Here is a 25416-nt window from a genome sequence, read left to right as displayed (position 1 = left end):
CTCTTCTCAGCGCACCAGCCCCAGCGGAAAATCCTGACCGTAACCAAAGCCCATGGGATACTGGGGCTGTCCCCTGTGCTTTTCCGTAAGATCCGGCACCAGAAGCTCCACACAGCCCTTCAGATGCTGCACGGTAATGCGGCCCTCCATGGGATGGCAGGCTCCCCGGAGGCTCTCCAGAAGGGAATAGGTGAAGATGCCGTGCCCCAGGGTTTCCACCTCTGAAGCCTCCTGATCCGGGCTGCTGGCGGCCAGCACATGGGTACCCGTACTGCGGGAAAGCTGATCCATGGCCTTTTCCTCGGCAGCACCGCGCAGGGTGAAAAAACTGTCGATGGCCGCGCCGCTCTGGCAGGAATCCAGGAGCAGAATCTGCTTTCTGGCAGAAATTTTTCTTAAGATCTCCACCAGCTCCGATGCCGCCAGTCCCTTTTCCTTCAGATGGGAATCCGCCTGGTACATTTTGATGACATCATGGAGCACCATGTAAAAATCCGGACGCTGCCCCTCCTCCCGGCTGCCCATCACACCATGCCCTGCGTAATGAAAGACGAGCACATCCTGGGGGGTGACCTTCTCCTGAAGCGTCTGAAGGGCCTGAAGCAGCCCTTCCCGCGTGGCATCCCCGTTCCGGACGGAAAGAATCTCCGTTTTTCCGAAAAGGGGGCTGGCGACGCCTTCCAGGGTTCTGGCAAAGGTTTCCGCATCCTTAACCGCATAGGCAAGTCTGTAACGGGGATTCCGGTAGGTATCGATCCCCACGGAAAGAATGTAGAGGCTGGGCCTCAGCGCAAGGGGAGCGGCATAAAACAGCACAAGCTCCTGGGGGGCGGATTCCGTACGGCGGGCATTGTAGGCCGTGGCCCGGAAACGGTTCTGTCCCGGAAGGAGGGAAAGGGTAAAGGTACGGACTTCCTTTCCCGACAGAGGAGACTGCCGGATAAATCCCCGTCCCGTGCCTTCCACCAGCTTGTCGTTATGGTAAAGACGGATCTCATCAATGCCGCCCCCCTGATCCTCTGCCACAAGCGTCAGGGTAAGGGTACCCGGCCCGGCCCCCTGCCTGTCTTCAGAGGAAGACAGGTGCACCCGGGGAGGGGGCAGAAACCTCTCTGCACCGGCTTCCGGCTCCCCTTTGTCCCGGAAATCCTGTTGTGCCAGAACCTGGATGCCGAGACCGGGCAGGTTGTAGCGGTCATAGAAACGGCTCAGGGGGTAGAACAGGGCCTCCCTGTCCGGCCCCTGATTGAGATGCCAGCCCACAAGGCTTTCCGCATCCGGGCCTGAACTGTCAAAATATCCGTCCGGCGTCCAGAGCAGCCAGCGTTTTCTGTCCTTGTGCACAAAGAGGCTCATGAGCAGGGAGCCGTCATCCGTACGGTACCAGCGCAGGGTGCCATCTCCCAGAGCCGCAACAAGGCTTTTCTGATCCCTTGCAAGGGTCAGCGCCCAGACGGGGGCCGGAACGGGGGTCTGCCAGAGGGCTTCTCCCTCGGGAGTTCGGGCATAGAGATGCCAGTCCGCCCCCAGGAGCACACGCTTCCCGTCCTGCTGGATATCCATGCTGTAAATGCGTTCATGGGGTTTCAGGAAGCTGCGAACCCGGCCATTGAAGGTTGCGGACATCTTTCCGGCCCAGTCCGTAACCCGCAGCCCTTCCCTTTCACGGGTACAGGAAAAGAGGGCTTCTCCGGGGGCTGTCTCCCCGAGGGTACGGCGGGACAGGGAAAAATAAAACGGTGTTCCGCCCAGAGGCGTGGCGGCAAGGTGATCTCCCGCAAAGCTGAGTCTCAGATGGGAGGCATCCCTGGCCGCATAGGAGGGAAGGGCCGCTTCATGGTAAAAGGCCAGGGTTCCGTCGGCCTTCATCCGGCCCATATCCGGAAAAAAGCCGCTGTAGGCAAGATCCGCATCCCCCATGGGAAAAAGGGAAAGCACCGTGTTGCTGGCCGCAGGAAAATCCTCAAAGGCCCCCTGCCCCCCGTCTTTCCAGCGCCGGATCTGCCGGACAGCATAGTTGCCCCGGTACAGCCTGTAGGTTCCGCCTGCGAACAGATACAGCCCGTTCCCGGAAAAGGCCGGGGTGAGCATCTGGTTGCCCGGAGTTTCCGCCCCACGGATATCCGGCCTGTACAGAAAGCCCAGGGTCTTGCCATCATACACCTCCAGATGGGGGCTGTCGTTGAAGGTCACGGCAATGCGCAGGCCATCGGGGGAAAAGGCCAGATGGTAGGGCTGCTGTCCTCCCATGGGCTGTACCCTGGCCATAAGGTTGAACCCTGCATCATAGAGACGCAGGTAGCCGTCATAGCTCACCGTGGCAAGCCGGCCTTCCGGATCAAAGGCCAGCTTATGTGTATGCCCTCCATACTCCCCAAGCCGTTTATGCAGACCGAACCCGGCAGAAACAGAAAAAATCCGCACGCCGTTGTTCAGCCCCAGGGCTGCGGCCAGATAGCGGCCATCCGGGGAAAAAGCCAGATCCAGACTGGCATTTTCAAGCCCTGTAATGCTGTGGACAAGCTTTCCCGTTTCCGTATCAAAAATATAGATGCTGTACCCTGTCCAGCCTCCCAGGGCCGCAAGCCTGCCATCCGGGGACAGGGCGCAGGCATAGAGCATCCCCTCACTGCCCTCTCCGATAAAGGGGCGGAAGGTGCGCAGAAGCTGCCCCGTAGCCGCATCCCAGAGTCTGGCACTCTTGTCTTCCGAGGCCGTGAGCAGATAACGGCCCCTGGCGTCCCCTGTGATCCGGCCCATTCTTGCCGTATGCATACCGGTATCAAGGCGCAGGAAGGGAGAAAGGGGCAGAGGGACAGGGGACTGCAGGGAAGGGGCTGAAGAAGGGAAAGCCTGCAAGGCTGTCCGGGGAGCGCATCCCAGGACGGACAGAACCACCAGAAAAAGCAGGGGCAGGAATTTTTTCATGCAGATTCTCCTTTCACAGGGGCTGACGGACAGAAGAGCAGGAACGCACCTGCCTGTTTTTCATTTTTCGGTTTCCGGCCTGATCCTCCTCTGGAGAAACACAGACCGCACTCAGGAGGATGGGACAGGACAGGAATGGAATGGATGGAGGGGAAAACTTCGTCCGGCGGCGCGTGTTTCGGGACGTATGGCCAAAAACCCGGCCACGTCCCGAAACACGCGCCGCTTGGGGCGGCCTTGCGGCCGCAACAGAAAAAGGAAAAAAACGCCACAAAAGGTAAAAAAGTTAAAAGGACAAAAGGTCAGAATCCTGCGAGGCGGAACCCCAGGCCGCTGTCGCGAAAGCCGGCCCCGCTCCTGCGGCGATCGGCCGAACGGCAGCTCCTAACGTAGCTGAGCCAGCAGCCGCCCCGAAAGACGCGGTAATCACCGGCTCCCGCATATATGGGATCCGTTCCGGACAGGGTTTCATACTCTTTTTTATACACATCCTGAACCCACTCCCAGACATTGCCGTGCATGTCATAAAGCCCCCAGGCGTTGGCCTGCTTCTGCCCCACCGGATGGGGGCCACAACGCTTGCAGGAGTTCTGTTTCTCCGGCCAGCCGGAACAATCAGAACCTCCTTCATACGTCACACAACTGTTCCCCCCATACCAGGCCACAGCATCCAGGGCCGGGGCATTCCTCTCACCCAGAATTTCCATGGGGCCGAAAGAGAGGGCCGTCTCACTTCCCGCACGGGCCGCATACTCCCATTCGGCTTCCGTGGGCAGGCGCACCGTAATCGTCTTATCCATGGCGTTGAGTTTTTGAATAAATTCCTGAACCTCATTCCAGAAAACGCTCTCCACCGGGCAGTCCTTACCGCAGCTTGTAAAGTTAGAAGGGTTCTTTCCCATCACCCTTTCCCACTGCCCCTGCGTCACTTCTGTGCTCATCATGTAAAACGCTTTGGAAATTTTTACACGGTGGCGTTTTTCATTGTCCCCATCCCATGTTCCACGCCCCGGCTCATCTGACGGAGACCCCATCCAGAACTCCCCGGCAGGAATCTTTACAAAGCTCATGCCCAGGGAATTGGTCAGGGTTTCTCCGGAAAACGCCCCCTTTGTCCGGTAATCCTTTTCCCATACGGGAATGAAAGACTCATCCATCCACCCAAAAACAGGCAGGGTCAGAAACGCGATAATCACCACCCCCATAAAAATCTGCCGCAGCACCATGCTTCCTCCACGTTTTAAAATCCAGCTCTCAGAAGAAAAACACACCATAAACCATAATCCCCTAAGGAAACAAGTTTTTAAGGGTCATTATATAGTCCAGATGCCCATCTGTGAAACACCTGAAAACCGGACTGTTGCTCTGATTTTTTTTACATAAAGCCCTCACCCCATTCCGATTCCCAGTGGAAGAGGGATCCTTAATGTAGATGCGCCATCCTGGCGCATTCTTTAAAGCGGCTGGAAGCCGCTTCTACTTTTTCAGTGATCTCTGCTGTGTTTTGGGGTTTTGTCATAACAAAAACTTGTGAAGTTACTCAGAAGTTGCACACGTTTTTCATCAAAATCAAAAAACAATCCGTATTTCTAAAAAAACCGTTCCTACGACAACGCACCATGCCTTGCCATACAGCACATCCCTCTCCTCTTCGCCCTTGCAAAACCAGGAACGAATCGCTATCCTCAAAAAAAACAAGGCAATAAAAGGAGTCTGACCCCAAATCAGAATAAATACCATGAAAAAAAGAATCCTCTACGGCGAGGCCAATTACGCGGCCATTGTCCGTGAAAACGGCTACTTTGTGGACAAGACCGCCTATATCGAAAAGCTGGAGATGGTCAAAAACCCCGTATTTCTCAGGCCAAGACGCTTTGGCAAGTCTCTTCTCTGCACCCTGCTGGAGTGCTACTACTCGGTTTTATACAAAGATAAATTTGAGGAGCTTTTCGGCCACACATGGATTGGAAAAAACCCCACCCCCCTGCACAATGCCTTTCTTGTGCTGCATCTGGATTTTTCCACCATTGAGACCGGTGAGCTGGAAGCCATGGAAAAAAGTTTTGATCACACAGTAAACCTTTCCCTTCAATCCCTGGTGAACAGAAACATCTGTTTTTTAGAGGATAAGCCGCTGCTGAATCCGGAAAACAGCTCCGTATCCAATCTCAAGGCTGTTATCAATAAGATTCAGGACAACAGGCTGCCCCCCCTTTATGTCATCATCGACGAGTACGACAACTTCGCCAATCAGCTCATCACAGGTCATAAAGACCATCTTTATAAGCAGCTCATGGCCGAGGACGGTTTTCTGAAAACCTTTTTCAAGCTTTTAAAAGAAGGCAGAAAAACCGGAGCCATCCACAATGTTTTCATCACAGGCGTTCTGCCTGTCACCATGGATGAGCTGGCTTCAGGCTTCAATATCGCCACCTTCATCACCCTTGAGCCGGATTTTGAAAACATGATCGGCTTTACCCAGACCGAGGTGGATACCCTGCTGGATGAGATTTACAAAGACTATGCCATCACCCCGGATACCCGGAACGAAGTGCAGGATGTGATCAAAAACCAGTATAACGGGTATCATTTTATCGACCCTGAAGGCGAGGCCGTCTATAATTCCACCATCCTTCAGTATTTTCTGAACTGGTTTACAAAATACCGCACCATGCCGGAATACCTCACCGACCTGAACCTTAAAACCGATCTCATGTGGGTGCGCCGCATTACAGGCTCCAACCCGGACAATACCAGGGAGTTTGTGGATCAGCTTCTCATACAGGGGTCCATCCCCTTTGACAGAAATTTTCTTATCTCAAAATTCAACATGTCCCAGTTTTTTGAAAAAGGCTTTTTCCCCATCTCCTTTTTCTATCTGGGAATGCTGACCAGAGAAAACCGTTTCATGCTCAAACTGCCCAATCTCAACATGAGAAGAATCTTTGTGGAATACTTCAATGAACTGCACCGCATTGACGTTTCCACCCGCTATGCGGACATGATGCAGCATTTTGTCAATACCCTTGATTTAAAAGCCCTATTTGCAGGCTACTGGCAGGAATATGTCTCTCAGCTTCCGGAAGCGGTTTTTACTCAGGTGAACGAAAACTTCTACCGCACCACCTTCTATGAGCTGTGCTCCCGCTATCTCTCTTCCTGGTTCACCTGGAATGTGGAACGCTCCTACCCCAAAGGCAGAACGGATCTTGAGTTTGTGGGCAAATTCCATGAATGCTTTGCGGGTATCCGCATGGTCATAGAGTTTAAATATTTTTCCAACACCCAGTTCAGAAAATTCAACACCTCCATTGAGGATTTCAGGCTTAGAGAAGAGGATACGGAACAGATTGCAGGTTATGTGGAAGGACTTAAAAAGGAGTATCCGGAGGCAAGGGTCAGCCAGCATGTCATTTACTGCTTCGGCAATGAGGGCTTTAAGGTTGTTGATCTGCCATAGGGAATACTGAACCACATTTTTTCTGATGCCAAACCGTCCAAACCCTTTACAGAACTGGCGCCCTCCATGAAAAAAAGAATCCTCTGCGGTGAGGCCAACTACGCGGCCCTTGTCCGTGAAAACGGCTGCTTTGTAGATAAGACTGCCTGTATCAAAAAGCTGGCGATGGTCAAAAACCCCGTATGTCTGAGGCCAGGACGCTTTGAAAAGTCTCTTCTCTGACCCTGCTGGAATATTATACTCCGCGCGGTCATTCTTGAAAAAAAGTGATGAGCATGGTGCTTTCTGCCCTCACGCCCGGCCCCTCTCCCACTGGGTGGTGGCTGGGCTGAGGGCTTCATTAAAAAAATCAGAACAACAGTCCGGCTTTCAGATGTTTCACAGATGGGCATCTGGAGTATAAAAAGTCTCCTGCCACTGGATGTCACCCTCTTCATCCAGAATCAGCCATCCCTCCCCTTCACGCAGGGAAATACGATACCGGGAAAGATCGCCCTCAATCTTCAGGCTCCCCTTCTCCAGCCTTGCCATCATGGCTTTCACAAAACCGGAATTCCCTGAACGGCCCAGAATCTGCCGGAAAAGGGAAGGGCTGAGGGCTTCCGCCATGGCGCCGGACTCCAGCATATGGATGCGCATGACAGCGTCCACCTGATGCATGAGATGGAGGGCGCGGGGCGTCACCCTGCCCCCTTCCTCCGGAATGGACTGCCTGGAGTGGTTGATCCAGCCGCCATCCGAAACAGGCCGGGCGTAGGAACTTCCCCCGAAAAACAGGTTCCCGTCGATGGAGGCCATCATCCTCACGAAAGCGCCCATGGGCAGGGCCAGGGCAAAGTGCAGCACAACAGTAGCGGCAAAGGGCAGGAGGGCACTGTTCCAGGGACGGGAAGGCCTTGGGCCTGACATCACGCAGCGGGCCCGGAAGGTCAGGCGGCGCAGCAGCATGGCTCCCCCGCTGAGTGCCTCCACATCCCCGTCACGGGGAAGCACCAGAATGCCCATGGCCCGCTGTCCGAAACTGTGCCCGCGCCAGAGCAGGGGCAGCAGTACAAAGGTGCTGATCATGGCCAGAAGACCGGCCACGCCCTTCAGTTCGCTCAGCAGGCTGCGGGTCAGGCTGGCCTCCGACCAGAGCAGCCAGACGCCTGCGGCACCCCCCACAGGCACCTGCATGACCATAAACATGAAAAAAATATGGAAAAACGACGAGATGGCCGCCCAGATCCGAAGCCCCAGGGGAGCGGAAGGCAGGGCTTCCGGCGCCTTTTCCAGCTCAAGGGTCTCGGGCAGAAGACAGGAGAGGCTGGCAAGGCTGAGCCAAAACCCCCGATCCGGAAAATGAAACCAGAAGGAAGCGGAGGGCTCTGCCGTGGCGGAGACGGGGGGAGGCGGGACGCCGGGAAAAGGCCCTGGAGAAGGAGAGGGGATCTCAGGAGCGGCACCGGGGGATAGGGGCCGGACATCCGCCGGGGGCGGAGGCTGAAAAAAAGGCTCCCCATGGCCTGAGGAAAGCATACGGCAGGCAAGCCCCGCCCCCCTCAGGGTCTGAACATAGCGCCGGGCTGCGTCCTCGGACAGCCCCCGCTTCAGAACCTGGGGCTGCCCGGTGAAAAGGGCACTCACCGCCTCCGGAGATTTCCGGGAAAGGGTGGCAAATCCCTGAACCGCCCTTTCCCGCGACACTCCGGAAAGGGGTCTGCCTTCAAAAATCACGTCAAAGGACTGCTCCATGCCTTGCTCTCCTTTCCGTTAAAGGGATTGGTCTCTTCTGGAAAAACACCGCCCGCCTTACGGCCGCAAAGGGAAAAAGGTTAAAACCCTGCAAGGCGGAACCCCAAGTCGTTGTAGCGATAACCGGCACCGTACCCACCGCGATTAGCCGAACGGCAGCTCCCGCCGAAATCGCGCCAGCCACCGCCCCGAAGAACGCGGCTGCCGCTGCCTGCCGCATATATGGGATCCGTTCCGGACAAGGTCTCATACTCTTTTTTATACACATCCTGAACCCACTCCCACACATTGCCGTGCATGTCATAAAGCCCCCAGGCGTTGGGTCTACAAGAGGCCACCTTGACAGGTGTTTGTCGGTAACTGTCCTTGGGGCATCCGGATAAAGGATAATTACCGTCATGATTGGCATCACTCGTGAAAAGGCAGGTTCCAAAGGCAAAGGGGGTTTCCGTACCCGCACGGGCCGCATGCTCCCACTCCGCCTCCGTGGGCAGACGAACCGTAATAGTCTTATCCATGGCGTTCAGTTTTTTAATAAATTCCTGAACCTTATTCCATGATACCTGTTCCACAGGGCAGTCTTTGCCGCAGTTTGTAAAATTGGAAGGATTGCTGCCCATCACCCTTTCCCACTGCCCCTGCGTCACTTCCGTGGTCATCATGTAAAACGCTTTGGAAATCTTAACACGATGGCGTTTTTCATCACCGCTACGCCCCGGCTCGTCTGACGGAGACCCCATCCAGAACTCCCCGGCAGGAATCTTCACAAAGCTCATACCCAGGGAGTTGGTCAGGGTTTCTCCGGAAAACGCCCCCTTTGTCCGGTAATCCTTTTCCCACACGGGAATGAAGGATTCATCTATCCACCCAAAAACAGGCAGGGCCAGAAATGCTACAAGCACCACACCCATAAAAACCTGCCGCAACACCATGCTTCCTCCTTTCTGAAGGGGGAAACAGCCCCCTTTCTCCATGATCTCACCCAAGCTTCAGATGCGGCCCGATATGGCCCACATAAATTGTCTTTGTGGCATTCTCCTGAAAAAAATGAATACGGAACCCCTGAGACAGTTTGATGTGATTCTGAAAAAATTCCTTGCGGCCTTCCGGCAACCAGAATTCCCTCTCCTTCCTCAAATCCTGCCGGTTCATCACGCTTTCCGATTCCCCACTCATTCTGTGATTCAGCCCGGCCTTTCTCAAGCTCTCCGCAGAACACTCCCTGTGCATGTTTTCCTGCCACTGCTCACAAAAGGTATTCAGGGCCGTGAGGGTTTCCTTCACCTGCTGGAGAAGGGCAGGACTTTGGGACCAGGAACGCAGCTGGTTGATGGCGTTCCCACAAAAAACAAGGTGAGGAAAAAATTCTTTCCGCTTTTCATAAAGCCTCCTGCCCGAATCCATGCCCTGATTTCTTTTTTCAAGCAGGGCCTGAATTTCTTTTTCCAGAATCTCCAGTGAGCAGAAATTCACCACGTCCTTTTGAACCAGAAAAAGTCCTCCATCCGCGCCCATACTTGTCACCTCAAGCGTCAGCGGTGAGGTATTCCATGGATGGCGGGTGGGAAAACCTGTAACCGGAACCTCCCTCCAGGCGGCTGCCCGAAGGGCAGAATAAGAAGCCTCTCCCTGAAAGCGAACCTCAAAAAAATCCAGACCCAGATCAAAATCTTCCTGCCTGAAAAGGGGCTGACTTGTGGCAAGACTTCTGAAAGCGCGGATCAGATCCCTGTTTTTCTCCAGGTTTTTTCCATACCAGTCCTGCCAGTAATATCCCTTTGCCAGACACAGCCGAAACCATGAAGCATCCACACTCTCATCCACAAGGAGTGTCCGGATACCCACATTCTGAAGGCGTATGCAGATTTTCAGAAACTCCGGAATACAGCCGTCCGCATCTTCGATGCCATCAAAGGGAAGGCAGTGATGGTTGAAAACAAGATCGGAAATCATAACAGCTTCTCCAGCTGCCTGTCACTCTCATCAAAAAAACCGCTGGGCCAGAAACTGATCCTGCCTTCGGAATCCACCTCGGGGCTGCTTACGAAAACCTCATGGCCTGAGGCCCTGTCCCGTTCCAGATAAAAAAGTCTTACCTGTTCATGGGAAAGAATGCTCTCCCGCACAGCCACACGGACACCATTGAGAAAATGATCCGAATGGGACTCAATGAAAAGCTGCACCCCGCCCATGGCGGCAAGGGAACAAAGCCGCCCCAGAACAGACTGACCACCGGGGTGCAGGTGGGCTTCGGGGTTTTCCATGATCAGCATATCCCCAGGCCTTGCCCTCAGGAGGGCCACAAGAACGGGCAGCACAAAGGTAAGCCCAAACCCCACATTCTGAGGCTTGAAGTCTGCGGTGATATCCCCCCCCTGTTCAAAGGCATAGTTCAGGGAAACCGTATTCATGGACTGATGCAGCTGGGCATGGATGCGTATTCCGGGGGAAATCTCAGCCATCCACTTATCGAGGTTATCCAGAAGGGAAAGGGAAGGCGCATCCGGGTGCTGCATGGATTTCAGCGCTATGGGCATCAGCCCGTACTCCGCGATATAGTGGGCCGTGTATTCCCCATGGTTGCCAAGGGAGTTCAGATCCTTGATATGGTAATCCGATGCCTCGTAAGCGGCCTTCGGGCTGATGCGGTCTGCGGAAAGGTACTGAAATTTTTTTGTAAAAAGGCTGAAGCTTCTGTCCACGGGCAAATGGGCTTTTGCTCCTGAAGGCTGGAGGTCGGAGCGGGCGGCATAATGAAAATTGAAGTTTACGGGTGGGGTATCCTGCCAGACCAGTGTAAAATCAAGACTTTCCTCTTCGGCATTTTCAGAAAGGATGTCCTGACCCGTTCCCAGAGACACATAGTCCCCTTTCAGCAGAAGCCCCTTATCCGGCAGGGTATTTTTTTCCATGGACTGACGCAGGAGGAGCAGTACCTGAATCAGGGAAGATTTGCCCATGCCGTTCAGACCACTGAAAATATTGAGGGCTACTAAGGGAAAAGAAACATCCTTTAAGGATTTGAATCTCTGAATCCGCATGAACTCAAGCACAAAGCACCTCCTCAATCATGGATGCGACCCGTTGATTTCGGATATGAAAATGATCCTTTTTCTGGGTTGAATAGGAAATGGATCGAAAATACTCATGATCCTCTGTCATGCATTCAAGGTGCTTCTGCACGAGCATTTCCTTTCTGCTCAGCAGTGCCCCCATTTCCTCATCTGAAAGCCTTACAAGGGCCGTTGTCCACACCTCAAAAAGAGCGGCATTCTTTCGCCGCCTGCCCGGTTTCTGGCTGAGGGTTCTTTTTTCAAAAGCTTCTCCACCAAAGAGAAGCCAGCAGCGTTTCATGGCGCAGTGAAAATCCCGCTCCAGAGAAAAAAGATCTTCCGAAGAAACCTTAGAGAGCTTGTCCATCATCTCATCCAGAAAGGTGGCCATATTTTTTCTGCTTTTCCCGTAATCCATTGCGTGGAAAGCCAGAAAACGCAAGACCAGCTCCTGATCCACCATCCTCCGGCTCTGGTCTCCCACAAGTCTTTTCAGGCAGTCTTCCTGCGCCAGCTTTTCAAGGTAGCCCCGGACAGGCGGTGCTGCCATGGCATTGCGGATTTCCTGATCCGTCAGCACAAGGCCGCCGGTGTTGATTCTTCTGAAAAGTGAATACTTCACCGCATCCGGTGTTCCCGGCTGGATCAGAAAAAGGGTGACAGGACACTCGTTCATACGCCGCTGATAGGTTCGGGGCAAGTCATCCCAGCTCAGCCCCTCAAAGTCTTTGAGATATTCAAGCCCCCGCAGCTTCAGCTTTTTTTCCACAACAAAGCTGCGGATGGAAGAAAGGCGCTGCAAACCATCCACAATCAGCCATTTTTCCTCTTTGGAAGCATCAAAATAAAAGGCCGGAAGGGGAAACCGGATCAGAATGGATTCAATGAGGCGGGACATTTTCTGGGCATCCCAGAGATCGGCATGACGCTGAAAATCCGTGTTCATGTCAATCTCGTCATGCTTGAGACGTTCAAGGATATTGTAGAGGGTATCCGGTTTGGAAATAATGCTGATCTCCGCAGGGTTAAAAGGCTCCTGCATTACAGAATCCGGTTCCTTCTCGTCATCGGGATTTTCCGGAGTCTCGTCATTATTTTCAACGTCAATTTTTTCTTCACAATCCATAAATATCCTTTCTGCCGAAAAACAAAACTGATCACTATCTTTCTTCAGCTATCGTTCCCATACTCCAGCGTGGGAACGCCATACCGGGCGCTCCTGCGCCCAAAGCCAGTATCCTCGGGAATTCATTTTCCAGGAAATGGATATTGATGAAGCGCAGGGACGATCCAGATCAAAACATGGAGTGTATCCGGTTTCTGGACTTCCTACAGGCTTTGGGGGCATGACAGTGTTCCGGGATTCAAGACGCTGGAGCGTGGGAAGGATAGCTGACTAAAGGGGGGGGGATAGCCCCCCCTTTCCATGTTTTCCCACGCTCACGCAGGCCGCAGCAGAAAAAGACGGACATAGCGATGGTCCAGAGCTTCCGGCCGGATGGCGGCCAGTTCGCCGTCCATCTCCTGAAAGAGGGCTTCGAGAAGCCTGCCCACCCGGTCTGCAATCTGGTCTGCCTCCAGACCGCTGCGCTCCGAAAGCCAGAACAGAAAAGCCTTGCGGGACAGGGCGGAAAGCACAAACCCGGCCGGGCCTTCTTCCCGCATCCCGTGCAGAAAGGTACGGAAACGCTCCTCATGCACAGGCTTCAGGACGGTGTCCGGGGTTCCCCTTTCCAGGCTGTCCTGAACCCAGAGAGTAAAGAGCAGGTTCTTCCAGGTAAGGAGCCTGCCCATGGCGTCCACCCCGGAAAGTCCCAGAAGGGCCAGAAGGTCATCCAGGGCCACAAGATCGGAGACCACGGCTTCCGCCGCCAGAATCTCTGCATCAGAGGCAAAGGGAACATAGTACCGGCCCGTTGTGACGTCGGCATCAAAACGCAGGGGAAGCTCCAGCAGAAGTCCGCCCAGAACGCCCATCCCCTCCTCTTCCCAAAAGGAAAGGGGCAGACGGCTTTTACGGAACCAGGCCGCTTCCATCCAGCGGGAAACCCGTCCCTTCAGACGCATCACCGGGCCAAAGCCTGAACGGAAAACGGCTTCCATGCGGTAGGTGCGCAGGATACGGGCTGCCGTCTCCGGAGAGGGAGAGGCCTCTCCGGAGATCCGGGAAACCCCCACCCGCAGATAGCCCATGATCATCTGCCCTGTGGCATCAAGGCTTTCCCGTGAACGGGGTACTGCCCCCCTTGCGGCCAGAAAGCGGTTGCAGAGGTGGGCCAGTTCGAGATGCAGCTCCGCGAGAATCTCCCCGGTACCCACCCGGGCAAGGGCCTCGGAAAAATGGGGATCCGCAGCCATACGCAGACCGTGACCGGGCAGGGAAAACAGCCCTTCCCGGCTCCCCGTTCCGGCAAGTCTTTTCCGCCCCCGGCTTTCCAGCTCGCCCTCTGCCAGCGGTACCAAAAGACTTAAGGCCTCCTCCCTGGGGACAAAGCCCTTTTCCGCCATGCGGGCCTTGCGCCAGTGCAGGGAGGCTTCCTCCTGCTCGGCGGGAAGCGTCCAGGCCATCTCCTGAAACACCCGGAAAAAAAGGGGATGGGACAGATCGGCAAGATGGCGCACAAAGGCGGCAATGGAGGCTTCCCGCGCTTCCACCTTTTCCGGATCGCCTTCCATCCCTTCGGGAAGGGGCCGAAGCCGGAAGTAGAGCACATCGTCCAGGGTCTGAAAGCCGTCGGGAAAATCCGAAGGATCCTCGTCGTGCTCCCGGATACGCACCTCCACGTTCCGGAAAAGCCAGACATCCATGAGGTCGCCTTCCTCCTCCACAAGAAACTTCACAAAGCGCTTCGGACTGGCCAGCAGAAAACGCTGGAACCAGAGAGCCATGGCCCCGTAGTCGGGGATCTCCCTGTCCCAGCATTCCATGTCCAGCACAAAATGCCACTGCCGGTCTGAAGCCATGGCCAGAACCGGCAGAAAATCATCCGGCCCGATGCGGTGCATCAGCAGAAAAAAATCCTCCTCCGGAAAGGAATGCACCAGGGGAAGGGCTTCAGGATCGGAAAGCAGGACTTCAAGGGCAGCTTCTTCGGAAAGGCCTTCAAGCTGCCGCCTTTTTTCACCCAGGAGGGCAAGACGCTGCTCATGGGAAGATACTGTGGGGGATGTCATCCGTGAGACCTCGATTTTGAATAAGTTCACTCTTTGCTTACCCGGCCCGGTTGCAGCAGGGTATCGGGATTGGCAAGGCGAAATAGCAGCAGGGCCAGCAAAATCCCCGGAATGCCGATAAAGGCGGAAGAAATGAAAAACCAGAACCAGCCCACGTGCTCCACCAGTACCCCCGTGAACCCCGCAAGGAACTGGCCGGGAAGGGTCATGATGGAACTGAAGAGGGCATACTGGGTGGCGGTATAGGCCGTGTTGGTGAGGCTGGAAAGATAGGCAATGAAAACCGCCACCGCCATGCCGGAGCTGATGTTGTCTGCCATGATGGCCAGCACCAGGCCGTACAGCTCCGGCCCGAGACCGGAAAGCCAGGAAAAGGTGAGGTTGGTGAGGGGGGCGAGAACAGCGGTGAGAATCAGCATCCGCATGATACCGAAACGGGCCACCAGCACCCCGCCCAAAGCCGCACCGGTGAGGGTCATGGCCAGACCAAAGGCGGCCGCCACATTACCGATCTGATTCTTGGTGAACCCCAGATCCAGATAAAAGGGATTGGCCATCACCCCCATGAAGATGTCGCTGATGCGGAAAAGACCGACAAAGAGCAGGATGAGAAGCCCCAGAAAACGGAAACGCCGCCAGAAATCCGCAAAGGGCCCGATCAGGGCTCCGGCAAACCAGATGCGGATCTCCCGAAAAAGCCCCCTGCCCTCCGCCTTTCCAAGGACGGCCATCTCCCGTTCAAGACTCCGGGTATCCTCATCCACAAAAACTTCCGGCTCCCGGATGATGAAGGTGGTGACCATGCCCACCACCATGAGAAGGGCCATGATTCCATAGGCAAAATCCCAGCCCGAGGCCGAGGCCATGTGCAGGGCTCCGGCCCCTGCGGCAAGGAGGGCCACCCGGTAGCCCAGCACGTAGCTGGCCGCCATGGCCCCCTGGAGTTCCTTGCCTGTGGCTTCGATGCGGTAGGCATCAATGGCAATGTCCTGGGTGGCGGAGGCAAACCCCGCCAGCACGGCCCAGAGGGCGATCCAGGCAAGATGCTCCCTGGGATCGGAAAGGGCCATGCCCGCAATGGCGACAAAAAGAAAGATCTGGGCCAGAAACATCCAGGAGCGCCGCCTGCCCATCCGGGCGGTGAGAAAGGGGAGGGGCATACGATCCACCACCGGTGCCCAGAGAATTTTCATGCTGTGGGCCATGCCCACCCAGCTCAAAAAACCGATGGCCGCAAGGCTCACCCCGAGATCCCGCAGCCAGGCCGTGAAGGTACCGCCCACCAGCAGAAGGGGCAAGCCTGCGGAAAAGCCCAGAAAAAGCATACCCAAGACCCTGGGGTGACGATACACCCCAAAGGACGACGCCCAGCTGCGCTGCCTGGTCTGAATCTCCATAACGGATGGTTCTCCTTAGTCTGCATCAGGGTTAGCTCAAGCGCACCGGCTCTCCCAAGAACGGGTGCCACACTACACTCCAGGCCTAGAGCAGAACCTGGGAAAGGGAGCGTTTGGGCACATGGTGATCCCCCTTTTCATCCCGCCAGTAACGCACGGAACCGTCCGGGCCCAGGGGCTCCAGCACCACCTTTTCCGCAGGACGCCCCAGGGCCAGAACAAGAAGAATGTCCAGGTCTTCCGGAATGGCCAGCACCTGCCGGAGCCGCTCCTTCTCGATATTCGCCAGCATACAGCAGCCGAGTCCCCTTTCCGCAGCCCCCAGGGCCAGGGTCTGGGCTGCGATCCCCAGATCGCAGAAAAGCAGGTGTCCCGCCTTCACAGGCCCGCAGATGACCACATAGGCGGCAGGACGTTCTCCCGGTTCCGGCCCTTTCCAGTCCTTCAGATAGGCGGCCCAGCCGAGGGCCGGAAAAATCCGGGCGCAAAGCCCCGGCTCTCCGACCAGAAGATAGCGCAGCTCCTGAAAATTCCCGGCGGAAGGGACAAGGCGGGCCAGATCCACAAGGGCTTCCAGCGCCTCCCGCTCCAGTGCTTCCGCTTCCACAAAACGACGGATGGAACGGCTTTTCACCACCAGGTCACGAAACATCCGAACCTTCCTCTCCCCTTACACAGGCAAAACGCTGGAAGCGGGGAAGGTTCTGCTCCAGCCAGATGAGAATTTTCTCAAACTCGGCCCGGACTTCGGCCAGGGCCCGGCCCCTGTGGCTGACCCGGCTCTTTTCATCCAGATCCGCCTCCCCAAAGGTTTTGCCCAGCTCAGGACAGAAAAAGAGGGGATCATAGCCAAATCCCTTGTCCCCCCGGATTTCGGAAAGGACTTCCCCCTCACAGCGGCCCTCATAGGTCAGGGCCTGCCCCGTGGGTACGGCAATGGAGATCACGCACTCAAAGGCAGCATTCCGCCTGGCCACCCCTTCCATGGCGGCAAGAAGCTTGGCGTTGTTTTCCGCATCCGTGGCCTTTTCCCCTGCGTACCGGGCCGAATGTACACCCGGTGCCCCTCCAAGGGCCTCCACCACCAGGCCGGAATCATCGGCCAGGGCGGCAAACCCCAGGTAACGGGCCGTGAGGGAGGCTTTTTTGTAGGCATTGGCATCAAAGGTATCCCCATCCTCTTCAATGGCGGGAATGGGGCCGAAATCCGAAAGATTTCTGATGTCTACCGGGAACCCTTCCAGCATGGCCCTCAGTTCACGGGTTTTTCCCGTGTTGGTGCTTGCAAGCACCAGAGTGATTTTCTGGTTCATTGTCCTCTTCTCCTTATGTTGAGTCCGGTACACCGTACCATACAATGCCCACCTTATAGTCGAGGGTCTCCGGCTTGTAAAGCAAGGCTGCGGATTGGAAAGGGCCTGACCGGAGCCCCGGCCAACCGCCATCTCCGGAACCATGCCGCCTCTTCCGCCCTGAATTCCCCTGTCCCGGAAGCATACAAAACTGTTTACACCCGGAACATCCTTAGTATATGAATTTTCGACATTGTATAGGGTTCATTCCGGGATCCAGACCATCCTGCGGATGCGCCTGTGGACGACGCCACCTCCAGACCGCCTTCAAATCCGGGGTTTGTGAGCCATGCCGTTCCCTCTTTGCCATTTTCACCAAGGAATTGACCATGCACAGACTTCTCACCGACAAACCCGGCGAAGCCATGTTTCTGCTTGGAAACGAAGCCATCGCACGGGGCGCCATGGAAGCGGGTGTGGCCTTTACATCCACCTATCCCGGTACGCCCTCCTCCGAACTTTCCCTGAACTTCTTCCAGATGTCCAAGGAAAGTGACCTGTATTTCGAATACAGCACCAACGAAAAAGTATCCCTTGAAGTGGCCGCCGCAGCCGCCAACTGCGGTATCCGCAGCATGTGCATGATGAAGCATGTGGGCCTGAACGTGGCCGCAGACGTCCTCATGACCCTGGCCTACGTGGGCGTAACCGGTGGCCTGGTGATTCTCACGGCGGACGATCCTTTCATGTTCTCCAGCCAGAACGAACAGGACAACCGTTATTACGCCAAATTCGGCGGCCTGCCCATGCTGGAACCCTCCTCCGTGGAGGAAGCCAAGGAAATGGTGAAAGAAGCCTTCACCCTTTCCGAAACCCTTGGCCGTCCCGTCCTTTTCCGCACCACCACCCGCATCAACCATTCCACAGCCGTGGTGACCCTTGGAGAACTTCCCGTCCGCAAAACAAAGGGAGGATTTAAAAAAGATCCCATGCGCTGCGTGACCGTGCCTGCGGTGTCCAGGGGCCTGCATGTGAAACTCCTGGCCGACCTCGACAAAGCGCAGGAAATGGCAGAAAAGTCCTCCTTCAACTTCAGCGAAGGGGAAGGCCGCCTCGGTGTCATTGCCAACGGAGTGAGCTACACCTATGCAGCGGATGCGGTAAAGGATCTGAAAGCCGAAGGTCAGGTAAAAATTCTGCGTCTCGGATTCACCAACCCCATGCCCGCCCAGACCATCAAGAATTTCCTGAAAACCTGTGACAAGGTTCTGGTGGTTGAAGAGGGCGAACCCTTCATGGAAGAGGCGGTCAAGGCCTTTGCCCAGGAAGAGGGCCTCACCCTGCCCATCGCAGGAAAGGACAAGACCCTCTTTTCACGGCTGTATGAGTTTGATCCCGCCATGGTGCGCAAAAACATGGCCTCCTTCTTCGGCCTTGCCTGTGAGACAAAACAGCCCATTGATGCTTCCGGTCTTCCCGACCTTCCCATGCGCCCCCCCACCCTCTGCGCGGGATGTTCCCACAGATCCGTCTTTTATGCCGCCAAAAAGGCCTGTGAAGGCATGGACGTGGTCTTTCCATCGGATATCGGCTGCTACACCCTGGGCTTTCTCCCGCCCCTTGGCATGGGGGATTTTGTGGTCTGCATGGGAGCTTCCGCAGGTACGGCCTGTGGCTTTTCCACGGTGACGAATCAGAAGGTGGTGGCCTTCATCGGTGATTCCACCTTCTTCCATTCCGGACTTTCCGGGCTGATCAACGGGGTGTTCAACAACCACAACTACACCCTCGTCATCCTCGACAACCGCACCACCGCCATGACCGGCCATCAGCCCAACCCCGGTGTGGACATGACCGAGCTTGCCATGGAAAACTACAACATGGTGGACATCGAGACTGTGGTACGGGCCATCGGCGTCAAGCATGTGTCCGTGGTACGGGCCTACAACGTGAAAAAAACCGTGGAAGCCATACGGGAAGCCGTGGAATTTGAGGGCGTTTCCGTCATCATTGCCAAGGAAAAATGTGCCCTCTACGCCAAGGCCCTCAAACAGCTCAAGGGCAAACCCTTTCAGGTGGATCCGGAAAAATGCAAAAACCACAGGGAATGCATCGACGCCCTGGGATGTCCGGCCTTTTATCTGGAAAACAACATGCCCCGCATCCATGCCCACCTCTGCGTGGGATGCGCCCTCTGCGCCCAGGCCTGCCCTGAAAAGGCCATTGTCCCGGCAAAGAGCCTGTAACCGCCAACGGGCCGGTATTCCGGCCCTTACCCAAAATAAGGGAAACCCATGGAACCCAAACGTCTCATCATTGTTGCCGTCGGCGGTCAGGGCAACCTGCTCGCCTCCCATGTTCTTGGTGAAGCCGCCCTCATGTCCGGTATTCCCGTCCGTATGAGCGAAATTCACGGTATGGCCCAGAGGGGGGGCGTTGTGGAGTCGGCCCTGATTTTCGGAGACGCCAAGTCCAATATCATCTCCGACGGGGAAGCCGATCTCTTTGTGAGTTTTGAGCCCTGCGAAGCCCTGAGGGCCTTGAAAAAATGCAATGCCAATACCGTCACCATCACCAACACCCGCCCCCTGCCGCCCTTTACCGCAGTTCTCGGTAAAGGCAGGTATCCGGAGCTGGACACCATCAAAGAGGCCCTTTCGGCCCGAACCGGCCGTCTCATTGCCTTTGACGCCACAAGCCTTGCCGAAGAAGCGGGGGATCCCATGTGTCTCAACATGGTGCTTCTGGGAACCCTCGTTGGAACGGGAATTCTGCCCATTTCCGCAGAAGCCGTCCGGGAAGCCATTCGTACCCGCACCAAAAAAAGCTTTGTGGACATGAACCTCAGTGCCTTTGAAAAGGGATTTGCCCAAGCGGCCTGACAGAACGTGCTGCGGCCCCGGCAAAGGGAGCCGCAGCACTCTTCCTGAGGCTTCTCTGCTGAAAACCCCCAGCTTTCATCAACATCCGCCCTGTCGGCCCAGACCGACAGCACCCAGCTTGGCTGTCTTATCGTTTTTTGAGACTTTCTTTCGGGTTGGAATGTGTTAAGGTTAGCTTCTTAATCCGCAGCTCAGACCGGATCTCAGACAAGAATTTGAAGACTGGAAACTCCGATGAACCGAATTCTTATTGTGGATGATGACAGCTCCATCCGTTCCGCCATGGATGCCTATATCGGTATCAACGGATTCCAGACCGCTGTGGCGGGCAGTGCGGAAGAGGCCATTGACTATATGGCGGATCATGGCCCTGTGGATGTGGTGATCACGGACATCATGATGGGAGGCATGTCCGGCCTGGAGCTTACGGAATACATCCGCACCCACTACGATACGGATGTCATCATCATGACGGGCTACAGTGCGGAATACTCCTATGAAGATGCCATCCGCAAAGGAGCCAGCGACATTCTTTTCAAACCCGCACGTTTTGAGGAAATCCTCCTGAGGCTCAAGCGGGTTCTGCGGGAACGCAAACTCACCCAGGAACGGGAAATGATGCTGGCCAGACTTCAGGAACTGTCCATCACCGATGAACTGACCCGCCTGTACAATTCCCGCCATTTTTATACCCGCATTGAAAAAGAGGTGGAACGCTTTCACCGATACCAGCACCCCCTTTCCCTGCTGCTGCTCGACATCGACCACTTCAAGGATTATAATGATACCTTCGGTCACCTTGAAGGGGATCGGGTGCTCATGCGCATGGGGGCCATTATCAAAAACTCCCTGCGGGCCATGGATTCGGGATACCGCTACGGCGGGGAAGAATTCACCATCCTGCTGCCGGAAACCGATACAGGGGAAGCCCTGGTGGTGGGAAACCGTATTCAGGAAGCCCTGGCTGCGGAGACCTTCCGCCCCGGAAACAGCACACAGGCCGTTGCCATCACCGTCAGTGTCGGCATTACCGCGTACCTGAAAGAGGAAAGCATCACCGCCTTTGTGCAGCGTGCGGACATGGCCATGTACTGCTCCAAGAAAAATGGCCGCAATCGGATCACAACCCTTTTGGACAAAGACTCCAAGGAATACAACCAATGCCTGAACTCCTGGTGCTCCGGAATCCCGGACTGAAAGACTGCCGGGACATCATCACCCTCTACCAGGCGGAAAACTGGTGGCAGGGAGCTCCGGACACCTCCATGGCTGCCCGCATCATTGCCGGCAGCCATCTTTTTTTAACCGCCCGGACGGAAGACCGCATTGTCGGCATGGGCCGGGTCATCAGTGACGGGGTCTCGGACGCCTATATCCAGGATGTCACCGTGGACAAAAGCCTGAGAGGAAAGGGAATCGGCGGTCTTATCATTCAGGAACTCTGTCGCCTCCTTCTGGAACAGGGCATTGACTGGATCGGTCTCATCGCAGAACGGGGATCCCATCCCTTTTATGAGAGGCTGGGGTTTGGCGTCATGCCCGGTGCCCTGCCCATGCTCCACCAAAAAACCCTTCACATCATGGGCTTTGGCCCGGAACTCTCCGACCCGACATCAGAATCAGGAAAAAAATGAAGTTTCAGAGAATATCCCTACAAGATTACGGAACATTCGCCCCCTATTTCAAAAACCAGCGGTACCCCCTGTGCAGCTACTCTTTGCCCTCCCTGCTCTCCTGGCAGACCACAGCCTATCATCCTGTGGCAGCCTTTACGGAAGACAGCCTCATCATTGCTGCGGAATATACCCAGAAAACGGAGCTGCGCCACCTTATCCTGCCCCTGTCCCCGGAAAGGGACTGGACACCGGAAGCGCTCCACAGGCTCTGCCTGGACTCGAATTTTCCCACTTACTGGTTTGTACCGGAAAGCTGGATAGAAAAAACGGGAAAGGAAGCACTCGAAACCTTTTTTGACGTGGAAGAGCAGAGTGCCTATACGGATTATATCTATCTGAAGGAAGATCTGGCAGAACTCAAAGGCAGAAAATTTTCCAAAAAACGCAATCTCATTTCCCAGTTTGAACGCAATTTTTCGAAAGACCGCATCGCAACCGCTCCCATGGGGCCCCAGGATATTCCCGAATGTCTCGATTTTCTGGAAGCCTGGTGCCAGGAACGCAATTGCGACCGGGATCCGGAAACGGACATGGCCTGCGAAAAAATCGCCGCAGCCAACGCCATCCGGCTCATCGACAACACGGATTTCAGGGGGCTGCGTCTTTCCCTGGATGGCAAAATGGTGGCCTTTGGCATTGCCAACCGCCTCACCCGGGATATGGGCGTACTGCACTTTGAAAAAGCCCTGGGATCCATCAAGGGGCTGTACCAGTACTTTGACCGCGAATGCTGTCGCAGACTCTTTGCACCGGAAATTTCCTTCATCAACAAGGAATCGGATATGGATGAGCCGGGTCTTGCCCATGCCAAAAATTCCTATCATCCCATCCGCAAAGAAAAATCCTTTGTCCTTACCGTGAAGTCCCCGAACGCGGCATAACGGTGCGGAAAAGAACGCCCTCCTCCTCCCCGCCCTGACCCGGCATCCGCCCGCCCCCTCCAGGGTTCAGGCCAGGGAGGGACGGAGCCGGTTTTCCGATGAGAAAGCCCTGACCGTAATCCACACCAATGTCCGTCAAAAGTGCCAGGGCTTCAGGTTTTTCCACAAATTCCGCCACAGTACGGATGCCCATCTCCCTGGCCATCTGCACAATGGCCCGCACCACGCTGCGATCTTCGGGTTTCTCATGCAGATTCCGCACAAAAGAGCCGTCGATCTTGATGAAATCCACCCCCAGCTCCCGCAGATAGACAAAACTTGTAAAACCCACGCCAAAGTCATCCAGGGAAAAGCGGCAGCCCAGGGCCTTCATCTGGCCGATAAATTCCAGGGCCCTGTCCATGTCCTGAATGGCGGCAGTTTCCGTGATCTCAAAAATAAGCCGATCCGGATCGGCTCCCGTCTCCTCCATACTCTTTTTCAGAAACACGGCCATGCCCGCATCAGCAAGATCCCTGCCCGAAAGGTTCATGGAAAAAGAGACCCGCCGCCCTCTGGCTTCCAGTGCTTTCTGGTAGGCAAAGGTTTTCCGGGCCACCACCCGGTCGATGGAACCCACAAGACCATGACGCTCCGCTGCCCCGATAAAGGCACCGGGCAGAACGATTCTGCCATCCGGCTCCCGAAGACGCACAAGGGCCTCATAATGCAGAACCGTCTGGGAAGAAAGGTGCAGAATGGGCTGGTACCACACCTCAAAACGATCCCCGGCCAGGGCATCCAGAATACGCTGCTTCTGATAGAAGGTGGCCCGCCTCAGCTCCCCTTCCCGGTCTTCGGGCACAAAAATCCGGCACCGGTTCTTTCCCAGTTCCTTGGCCTTGCCCAAAGCCGCATCCAGCACCGCAAGAAAGGTCACCGCATCCCCCGCATGGTCGGGGATAAAGGCCAGTCCTGCGGATACGGTCACACGAATGCCCCCCTCCTCAAAACGGGCTCCCTCCACATGGCTGCGAATTTCCTCGGCCAGCGCCAGGCATTCGGCGACATCCCCCCGATTGATAAAAACCGCCATCTGATCCCCGCCAAAACGTCCCATGAACCAGGAATCCGGCTCCAGCCTGGCATCCAGAACCCCGCGTACCCCCCGGATCAGAGCCCGCAGCACCCGATCCCCCCTGGCATAACCGATCTGGTCGTTGATCAGCTTGAAGCTGTCAATGTCCAGCAGAATTCCCGCCCCACCGCCGGAAAAAGCCTCCCCCAGCCTGCGGATAAAACTGTCCCGGTTGAGGAGTCCGGTCTGCACATCATAGGTTTCCAGATACAAAGCCCGCTCTTCAGCCTGCTTTTTCTCCGTAATGTCTTCCTGAATGGCCAGAAAATTGACAATCTCTCCGCCCAGCCCCCGCACCGGAGAAATCAGTCCCTTCCCCCAGTAATGTTTTCCGTTTTTGGTCTTGTTTTTAAAATCCCCCCGCCAGGAATGTCCCGAAAGAATGGTTTCCCAGAGGGCGGCATAGGCTTCGGGACGGGTCTCTCCGGAGGCCAGAATCCGCGGATTCTGACCGATCACCTCTTCCCGGAGATAGCCTGTCACCTTTTCAAACATGGAATTCACGTAGGTGATGCAGCCATCCCTGTCCGTGATGAACACGATATTGGTACTCTGCTCCATGGCCATGGAAAGCTTTTCCAGCTCCGCCGCCACCCTTTTCTTTTCCGTAATATCCTGCATTGTCCCCACCAGCCGCTGCACCCGTCCGCCCTCATCTCTCACAGCCCTTCCCGTAATCGCCAGGATACGCAGCTCACCACCCACCTGAACGCCATGTTCCAGACAAAGGTCACTCCCTTCAGACCAGGCCCTTTCCAGAGCTTCACGGATACGCGGCCTGTCCGCAAGCACCACCTTTTCCAGAAATCCCTTCAGAGAAAGCACACGGCCCTTTTCGGACAAGCCCAGAATCCGGAACATCTGGGTACTCCAGTAGGTCCTGTCCGTACCCCGTTCCCATTTCCAGCTTCCCATGCCCGCCATCTGCTGGGCTTCGGAAAGGTTCTCCTCACTTTCCTTCAGGGCACGCAGGGTACGCATCCCCTCACTGATGTCCCGCACCAGCATGGCGAACACCGGCTTCTCTCCGGTTTCCATGTACTGAAGTCTCAGCTCCGCCTCGTAGCAGGTCTTGTCCTTGCGGCAGATATGGGCCGTAACCATCCGGCCACACTCCGCACACTCCCGGATATCCCCCACCAGCTCCCGGAATCCATCCTCCGTGAGTCCCATGAAAAGCTGCCAGCCATGGAGAATCCGCAGTTCTTCCAGCCCGTAGCCGGAGTTGAGCAGGGCGCTGGCATTGGCTTCCTCAAAAAGAAAGGTGGAGGCATCCAGCAGAAAAATCTCTTCCTTCAGGCTTTCAAAAATACGCCCCAGACGCAGATACTGTTCCCGATCCCGGCGGGCTTCGGTCACATCCATGACACTGGTGATCTTGTGGCACCTGCCATGTTCATCCCTCAGAAGTCCGGCTGTGGCCAGAATCCGGAGAAGACGGCCATCCCGGTGCCGTGCCTCCCAGTCCATGGGAGGTTCCACACCCTTCTCAAAAAACAGCGCCAGGGCCTGTTGTCCCATCTCCCGTGTTTCCGGAGGCAGCACCAGGGTAAAGGCTTTCCCCAGAAGTTCCTCCCGGGAATAGCCAAAAATACGGGTATAGGCGGGGTTCACATCCACAAAAAATCCGTCTTCATCCACAATGCAAAGCCCCGTGTCCGCCACATCCCAGGCCCCAAGACGCAGCAACGCCTCCGTCTCCAGCGGCTTCTGTCCCTTTTCCAGGACCTGGGAAATTTCAGCAACACGCTTTTCAAGGGTTTGCAAAAGAGCTTCAAGATCCTGGGGCAGTACGGAGGGCTGGGCCATAACAGACGTCCTC

Annotated in this window: 19 protein-coding genes; 7 read left to right on the top strand and 12 right to left on the bottom strand. The window is 55.7% G+C overall.

All coding sequences use genetic code 11. The annotated features are described in order from the left end of the window. Positions 1 to 6 precede the first annotated feature (6 nt). On the bottom strand, positions 7 to 2928 hold the full coding sequence (locus tag BR04_RS04795; RefSeq protein WP_496354859.1) for a caspase family protein: 2922 nt from the start codon (positions 2926 to 2928) through the stop codon (positions 7 to 9). Positions 2929 to 3230: 302 nt separating this feature from the next. Next, positions 3231 to 4154 carry a formylglycine-generating enzyme family protein gene (locus BR04_RS04790; protein WP_496354858.1) on the bottom strand — a complete coding sequence of 308 codons (924 nt, stop codon included), beginning with the start codon at positions 4152 to 4154 and terminating at the stop codon, positions 3231 to 3233. 512 nt (positions 4155 to 4666) lie between these two features. Between BR04_RS04790 and BR04_RS04785 the strand changes: the two genes are divergently transcribed. Together BR04_RS04785 and BR04_RS04780 are read left to right on the top strand one after the other, a co-directional pair. Next, on the top strand, positions 4667 to 6388 hold the full coding sequence (locus BR04_RS04785; protein WP_496354857.1) for an ATP-binding protein: 1722 nt from the start codon (positions 4667 to 4669) through the stop codon (positions 6386 to 6388). 66 nt (positions 6389 to 6454) lie between these two features. Continuing rightward, positions 6455 to 6610 carry an AAA family ATPase gene (locus BR04_RS04780; RefSeq protein WP_496354856.1) on the top strand — a complete coding sequence of 52 codons (156 nt, stop codon included), beginning with the start codon at positions 6455 to 6457 and terminating at the stop codon, positions 6608 to 6610. A 156-nt stretch (positions 6611 to 6766) separates the two neighbouring features. On the opposite strand, the gene BR04_RS04775 is transcribed toward BR04_RS04780, so the two are convergent. The 9 genes from BR04_RS04775 to BR04_RS04735 form a co-directional block, all read right to left on the bottom strand. Continuing rightward, complete coding sequence (locus tag BR04_RS04775) at positions 6767 to 8122, bottom strand: RDD family protein (RefSeq protein WP_496354855.1); 1356 nt, start codon at positions 8120 to 8122, stop codon at positions 6767 to 6769. 80 nt (positions 8123 to 8202) lie between these two features. Further along, a complete protein-coding gene (locus tag BR04_RS04770; protein WP_496354854.1) occupies positions 8203 to 9054 on the bottom strand; it encodes a formylglycine-generating enzyme family protein in 852 nt (283 codons plus the stop codon). 46 nt (positions 9055 to 9100) lie between these two features. Further along, positions 9101 to 10075: a hypothetical protein gene (locus BR04_RS04765; RefSeq protein WP_496354853.1), complete on the bottom strand. Its 975-nt coding sequence runs from the start codon at positions 10073 to 10075 to the stop codon at positions 9101 to 9103. Continuing rightward, the gene (locus BR04_RS04760; RefSeq protein ID WP_496354852.1) at positions 10072 to 11175 is read right to left on the bottom strand and encodes an AAA family ATPase; all 1104 of its coding nucleotides are present in this window, start codon (positions 11173 to 11175) and stop codon (positions 10072 to 10074) included. Before BR04_RS04760 ends, BR04_RS04765 begins: the two co-directional genes overlap by 4 nt. Continuing rightward, entirely contained in the window at positions 11168 to 12301 is a 1134-nt protein-coding gene (locus BR04_RS04755; protein ID WP_496354851.1) for a DUF262 domain-containing protein, read from the bottom strand. The genes BR04_RS04760 and BR04_RS04755 overlap by 8 nt, the downstream gene beginning before the upstream one ends. A gap of 314 nt (positions 12302 to 12615) precedes the next feature. Then, positions 12616 to 14349, bottom strand: coding sequence for a DUF6178 family protein (locus BR04_RS04750; RefSeq protein WP_496354850.1), 1734 nt, complete (start codon positions 14347 to 14349; stop codon positions 12616 to 12618). Between the two features lie 26 nt (positions 14350 to 14375). Beyond that, complete coding sequence (locus tag BR04_RS04745) at positions 14376 to 15746, bottom strand: AmpG family muropeptide MFS transporter (RefSeq protein WP_496354849.1); 1371 nt, start codon at positions 15744 to 15746, stop codon at positions 14376 to 14378. 85 nt (positions 15747 to 15831) lie between these two features. Then, on the bottom strand, positions 15832 to 16398 hold the full coding sequence (locus BR04_RS04740) for a nitroreductase family protein (protein ID WP_496354848.1): 567 nt from the start codon (positions 16396 to 16398) through the stop codon (positions 15832 to 15834). After that, on the bottom strand, positions 16388 to 17059 hold the full coding sequence (locus BR04_RS04735; RefSeq protein ID WP_496354847.1) for an XTP/dITP diphosphatase: 672 nt from the start codon (positions 17057 to 17059) through the stop codon (positions 16388 to 16390). The genes BR04_RS04740 and BR04_RS04735 overlap by 11 nt, the downstream gene beginning before the upstream one ends. Before the next feature lie 368 nt (positions 17060 to 17427). Between BR04_RS04735 and iorA the strand changes: the two genes are divergently transcribed. The 5 genes from iorA to BR04_RS04710 all read left to right on the top strand — a co-directional run bounded on the left by iorA (position 17428) and on the right by BR04_RS04710 (position 22477). Then, positions 17428 to 19284, top strand: coding sequence for an indolepyruvate ferredoxin oxidoreductase subunit alpha (gene iorA, locus BR04_RS04730; protein WP_496354846.1), 1857 nt, complete (start codon positions 17428 to 17430; stop codon positions 19282 to 19284). Between the two features lie 48 nt (positions 19285 to 19332). Continuing rightward, positions 19333 to 19920, top strand: coding sequence for an indolepyruvate oxidoreductase subunit beta (locus BR04_RS04725; RefSeq protein ID WP_496354845.1), 588 nt, complete (start codon positions 19333 to 19335; stop codon positions 19918 to 19920). 234 nt (positions 19921 to 20154) lie between these two features. Then, positions 20155 to 21117, top strand: coding sequence for a GGDEF domain-containing protein (locus tag BR04_RS04720; protein ID WP_496354844.1), 963 nt, complete (start codon positions 20155 to 20157; stop codon positions 21115 to 21117). Further along, positions 21081 to 21554: a GNAT family N-acetyltransferase gene (locus BR04_RS04715; protein WP_496354843.1), complete on the top strand. Its 474-nt coding sequence runs from the start codon at positions 21081 to 21083 to the stop codon at positions 21552 to 21554. The genes BR04_RS04720 and BR04_RS04715 overlap by 37 nt, the downstream gene beginning before the upstream one ends. Beyond that, on the top strand, positions 21551 to 22477 hold the full coding sequence (locus BR04_RS04710) for a DUF2156 domain-containing protein (RefSeq protein ID WP_496354842.1): 927 nt from the start codon (positions 21551 to 21553) through the stop codon (positions 22475 to 22477). The genes BR04_RS04715 and BR04_RS04710 overlap by 4 nt, the downstream gene beginning before the upstream one ends. Here the strand turns inward: BR04_RS04710 and BR04_RS04705 are convergent. Then, the gene (locus BR04_RS04705) at positions 22449 to 25403 is read right to left on the bottom strand and encodes a sensor domain-containing protein (RefSeq protein WP_496354841.1); all 2955 of its coding nucleotides are present in this window, start codon (positions 25401 to 25403) and stop codon (positions 22449 to 22451) included. The genes BR04_RS04710 and BR04_RS04705 overlap by 29 nt on opposite strands. Positions 25404 to 25416 lie beyond the last annotated feature (13 nt).

Source organism: Desulfobotulus sapovorans DSM 2055, assembly GCF_059569355.1.
Note: the sequence above shows the minus strand (reverse complement) of the source record. Positions and strands in the feature narration are given on the sequence as shown.

Coding starts and splice junctions, on each gene's coding strand:
- BR04_RS04720 (WP_496354844.1), top strand. CDS start 20,155: ATGAACCGAATTCTTATTGTGGATGATGACAGCTCCATCCGTTCCGCC.
- iorA (WP_496354846.1), top strand. CDS start 17,428: ATGCACAGACTTCTCACCGACAAACCCGGCGAAGCCATGTTTCTGCTT.
- BR04_RS04715 (WP_496354843.1), top strand. CDS start 21,081: ATGCCTGAACTCCTGGTGCTCCGGAATCCCGGACTGAAAGACTGCCGG.
- BR04_RS04710 (WP_496354842.1), top strand. CDS start 21,551: ATGAAGTTTCAGAGAATATCCCTACAAGATTACGGAACATTCGCCCCC.
- BR04_RS04750 (WP_496354850.1), bottom strand. CDS start 14,349: ATGACATCCCCCACAGTATCTTCCCATGAGCAGCGTCTTGCCCTCCTG.
- BR04_RS04735 (WP_496354847.1), bottom strand. CDS start 17,059: ATGAACCAGAAAATCACTCTGGTGCTTGCAAGCACCAACACGGGAAAA.
- BR04_RS04705 (WP_496354841.1), bottom strand. CDS start 25,403: ATGGCCCAGCCCTCCGTACTGCCCCAGGATCTTGAAGCTCTTTTGCAA.
- BR04_RS04745 (WP_496354849.1), bottom strand. CDS start 15,746: ATGGAGATTCAGACCAGGCAGCGCAGCTGGGCGTCGTCCTTTGGGGTG.
- BR04_RS04775 (WP_496354855.1), bottom strand. CDS start 8,122: ATGGAGCAGTCCTTTGACGTGATTTTTGAAGGCAGACCCCTTTCCGGA.
- BR04_RS04765 (WP_496354853.1), bottom strand. CDS start 10,075: ATGATTTCCGATCTTGTTTTCAACCATCACTGCCTTCCCTTTGATGGC.
- BR04_RS04785 (WP_496354857.1), top strand. CDS start 4,667: ATGAAAAAAAGAATCCTCTACGGCGAGGCCAATTACGCGGCCATTGTC.
- BR04_RS04770 (WP_496354854.1), bottom strand. CDS start 9,054: ATGGTGTTGCGGCAGGTTTTTATGGGTGTGGTGCTTGTAGCATTTCTG.
- BR04_RS04725 (WP_496354845.1), top strand. CDS start 19,333: ATGGAACCCAAACGTCTCATCATTGTTGCCGTCGGCGGTCAGGGCAAC.
- BR04_RS04740 (WP_496354848.1), bottom strand. CDS start 16,398: ATGTTTCGTGACCTGGTGGTGAAAAGCCGTTCCATCCGTCGTTTTGTG.
- BR04_RS04795 (WP_496354859.1), bottom strand. CDS start 2,928: ATGAAAAAATTCCTGCCCCTGCTTTTTCTGGTGGTTCTGTCCGTCCTG.
- BR04_RS04780 (WP_496354856.1), top strand. CDS start 6,455: ATGAAAAAAAGAATCCTCTGCGGTGAGGCCAACTACGCGGCCCTTGTC.
- BR04_RS04755 (WP_496354851.1), bottom strand. CDS start 12,301: ATGGATTGTGAAGAAAAAATTGACGTTGAAAATAATGACGAGACTCCG.
- BR04_RS04790 (WP_496354858.1), bottom strand. CDS start 4,154: ATGGTGCTGCGGCAGATTTTTATGGGGGTGGTGATTATCGCGTTTCTG.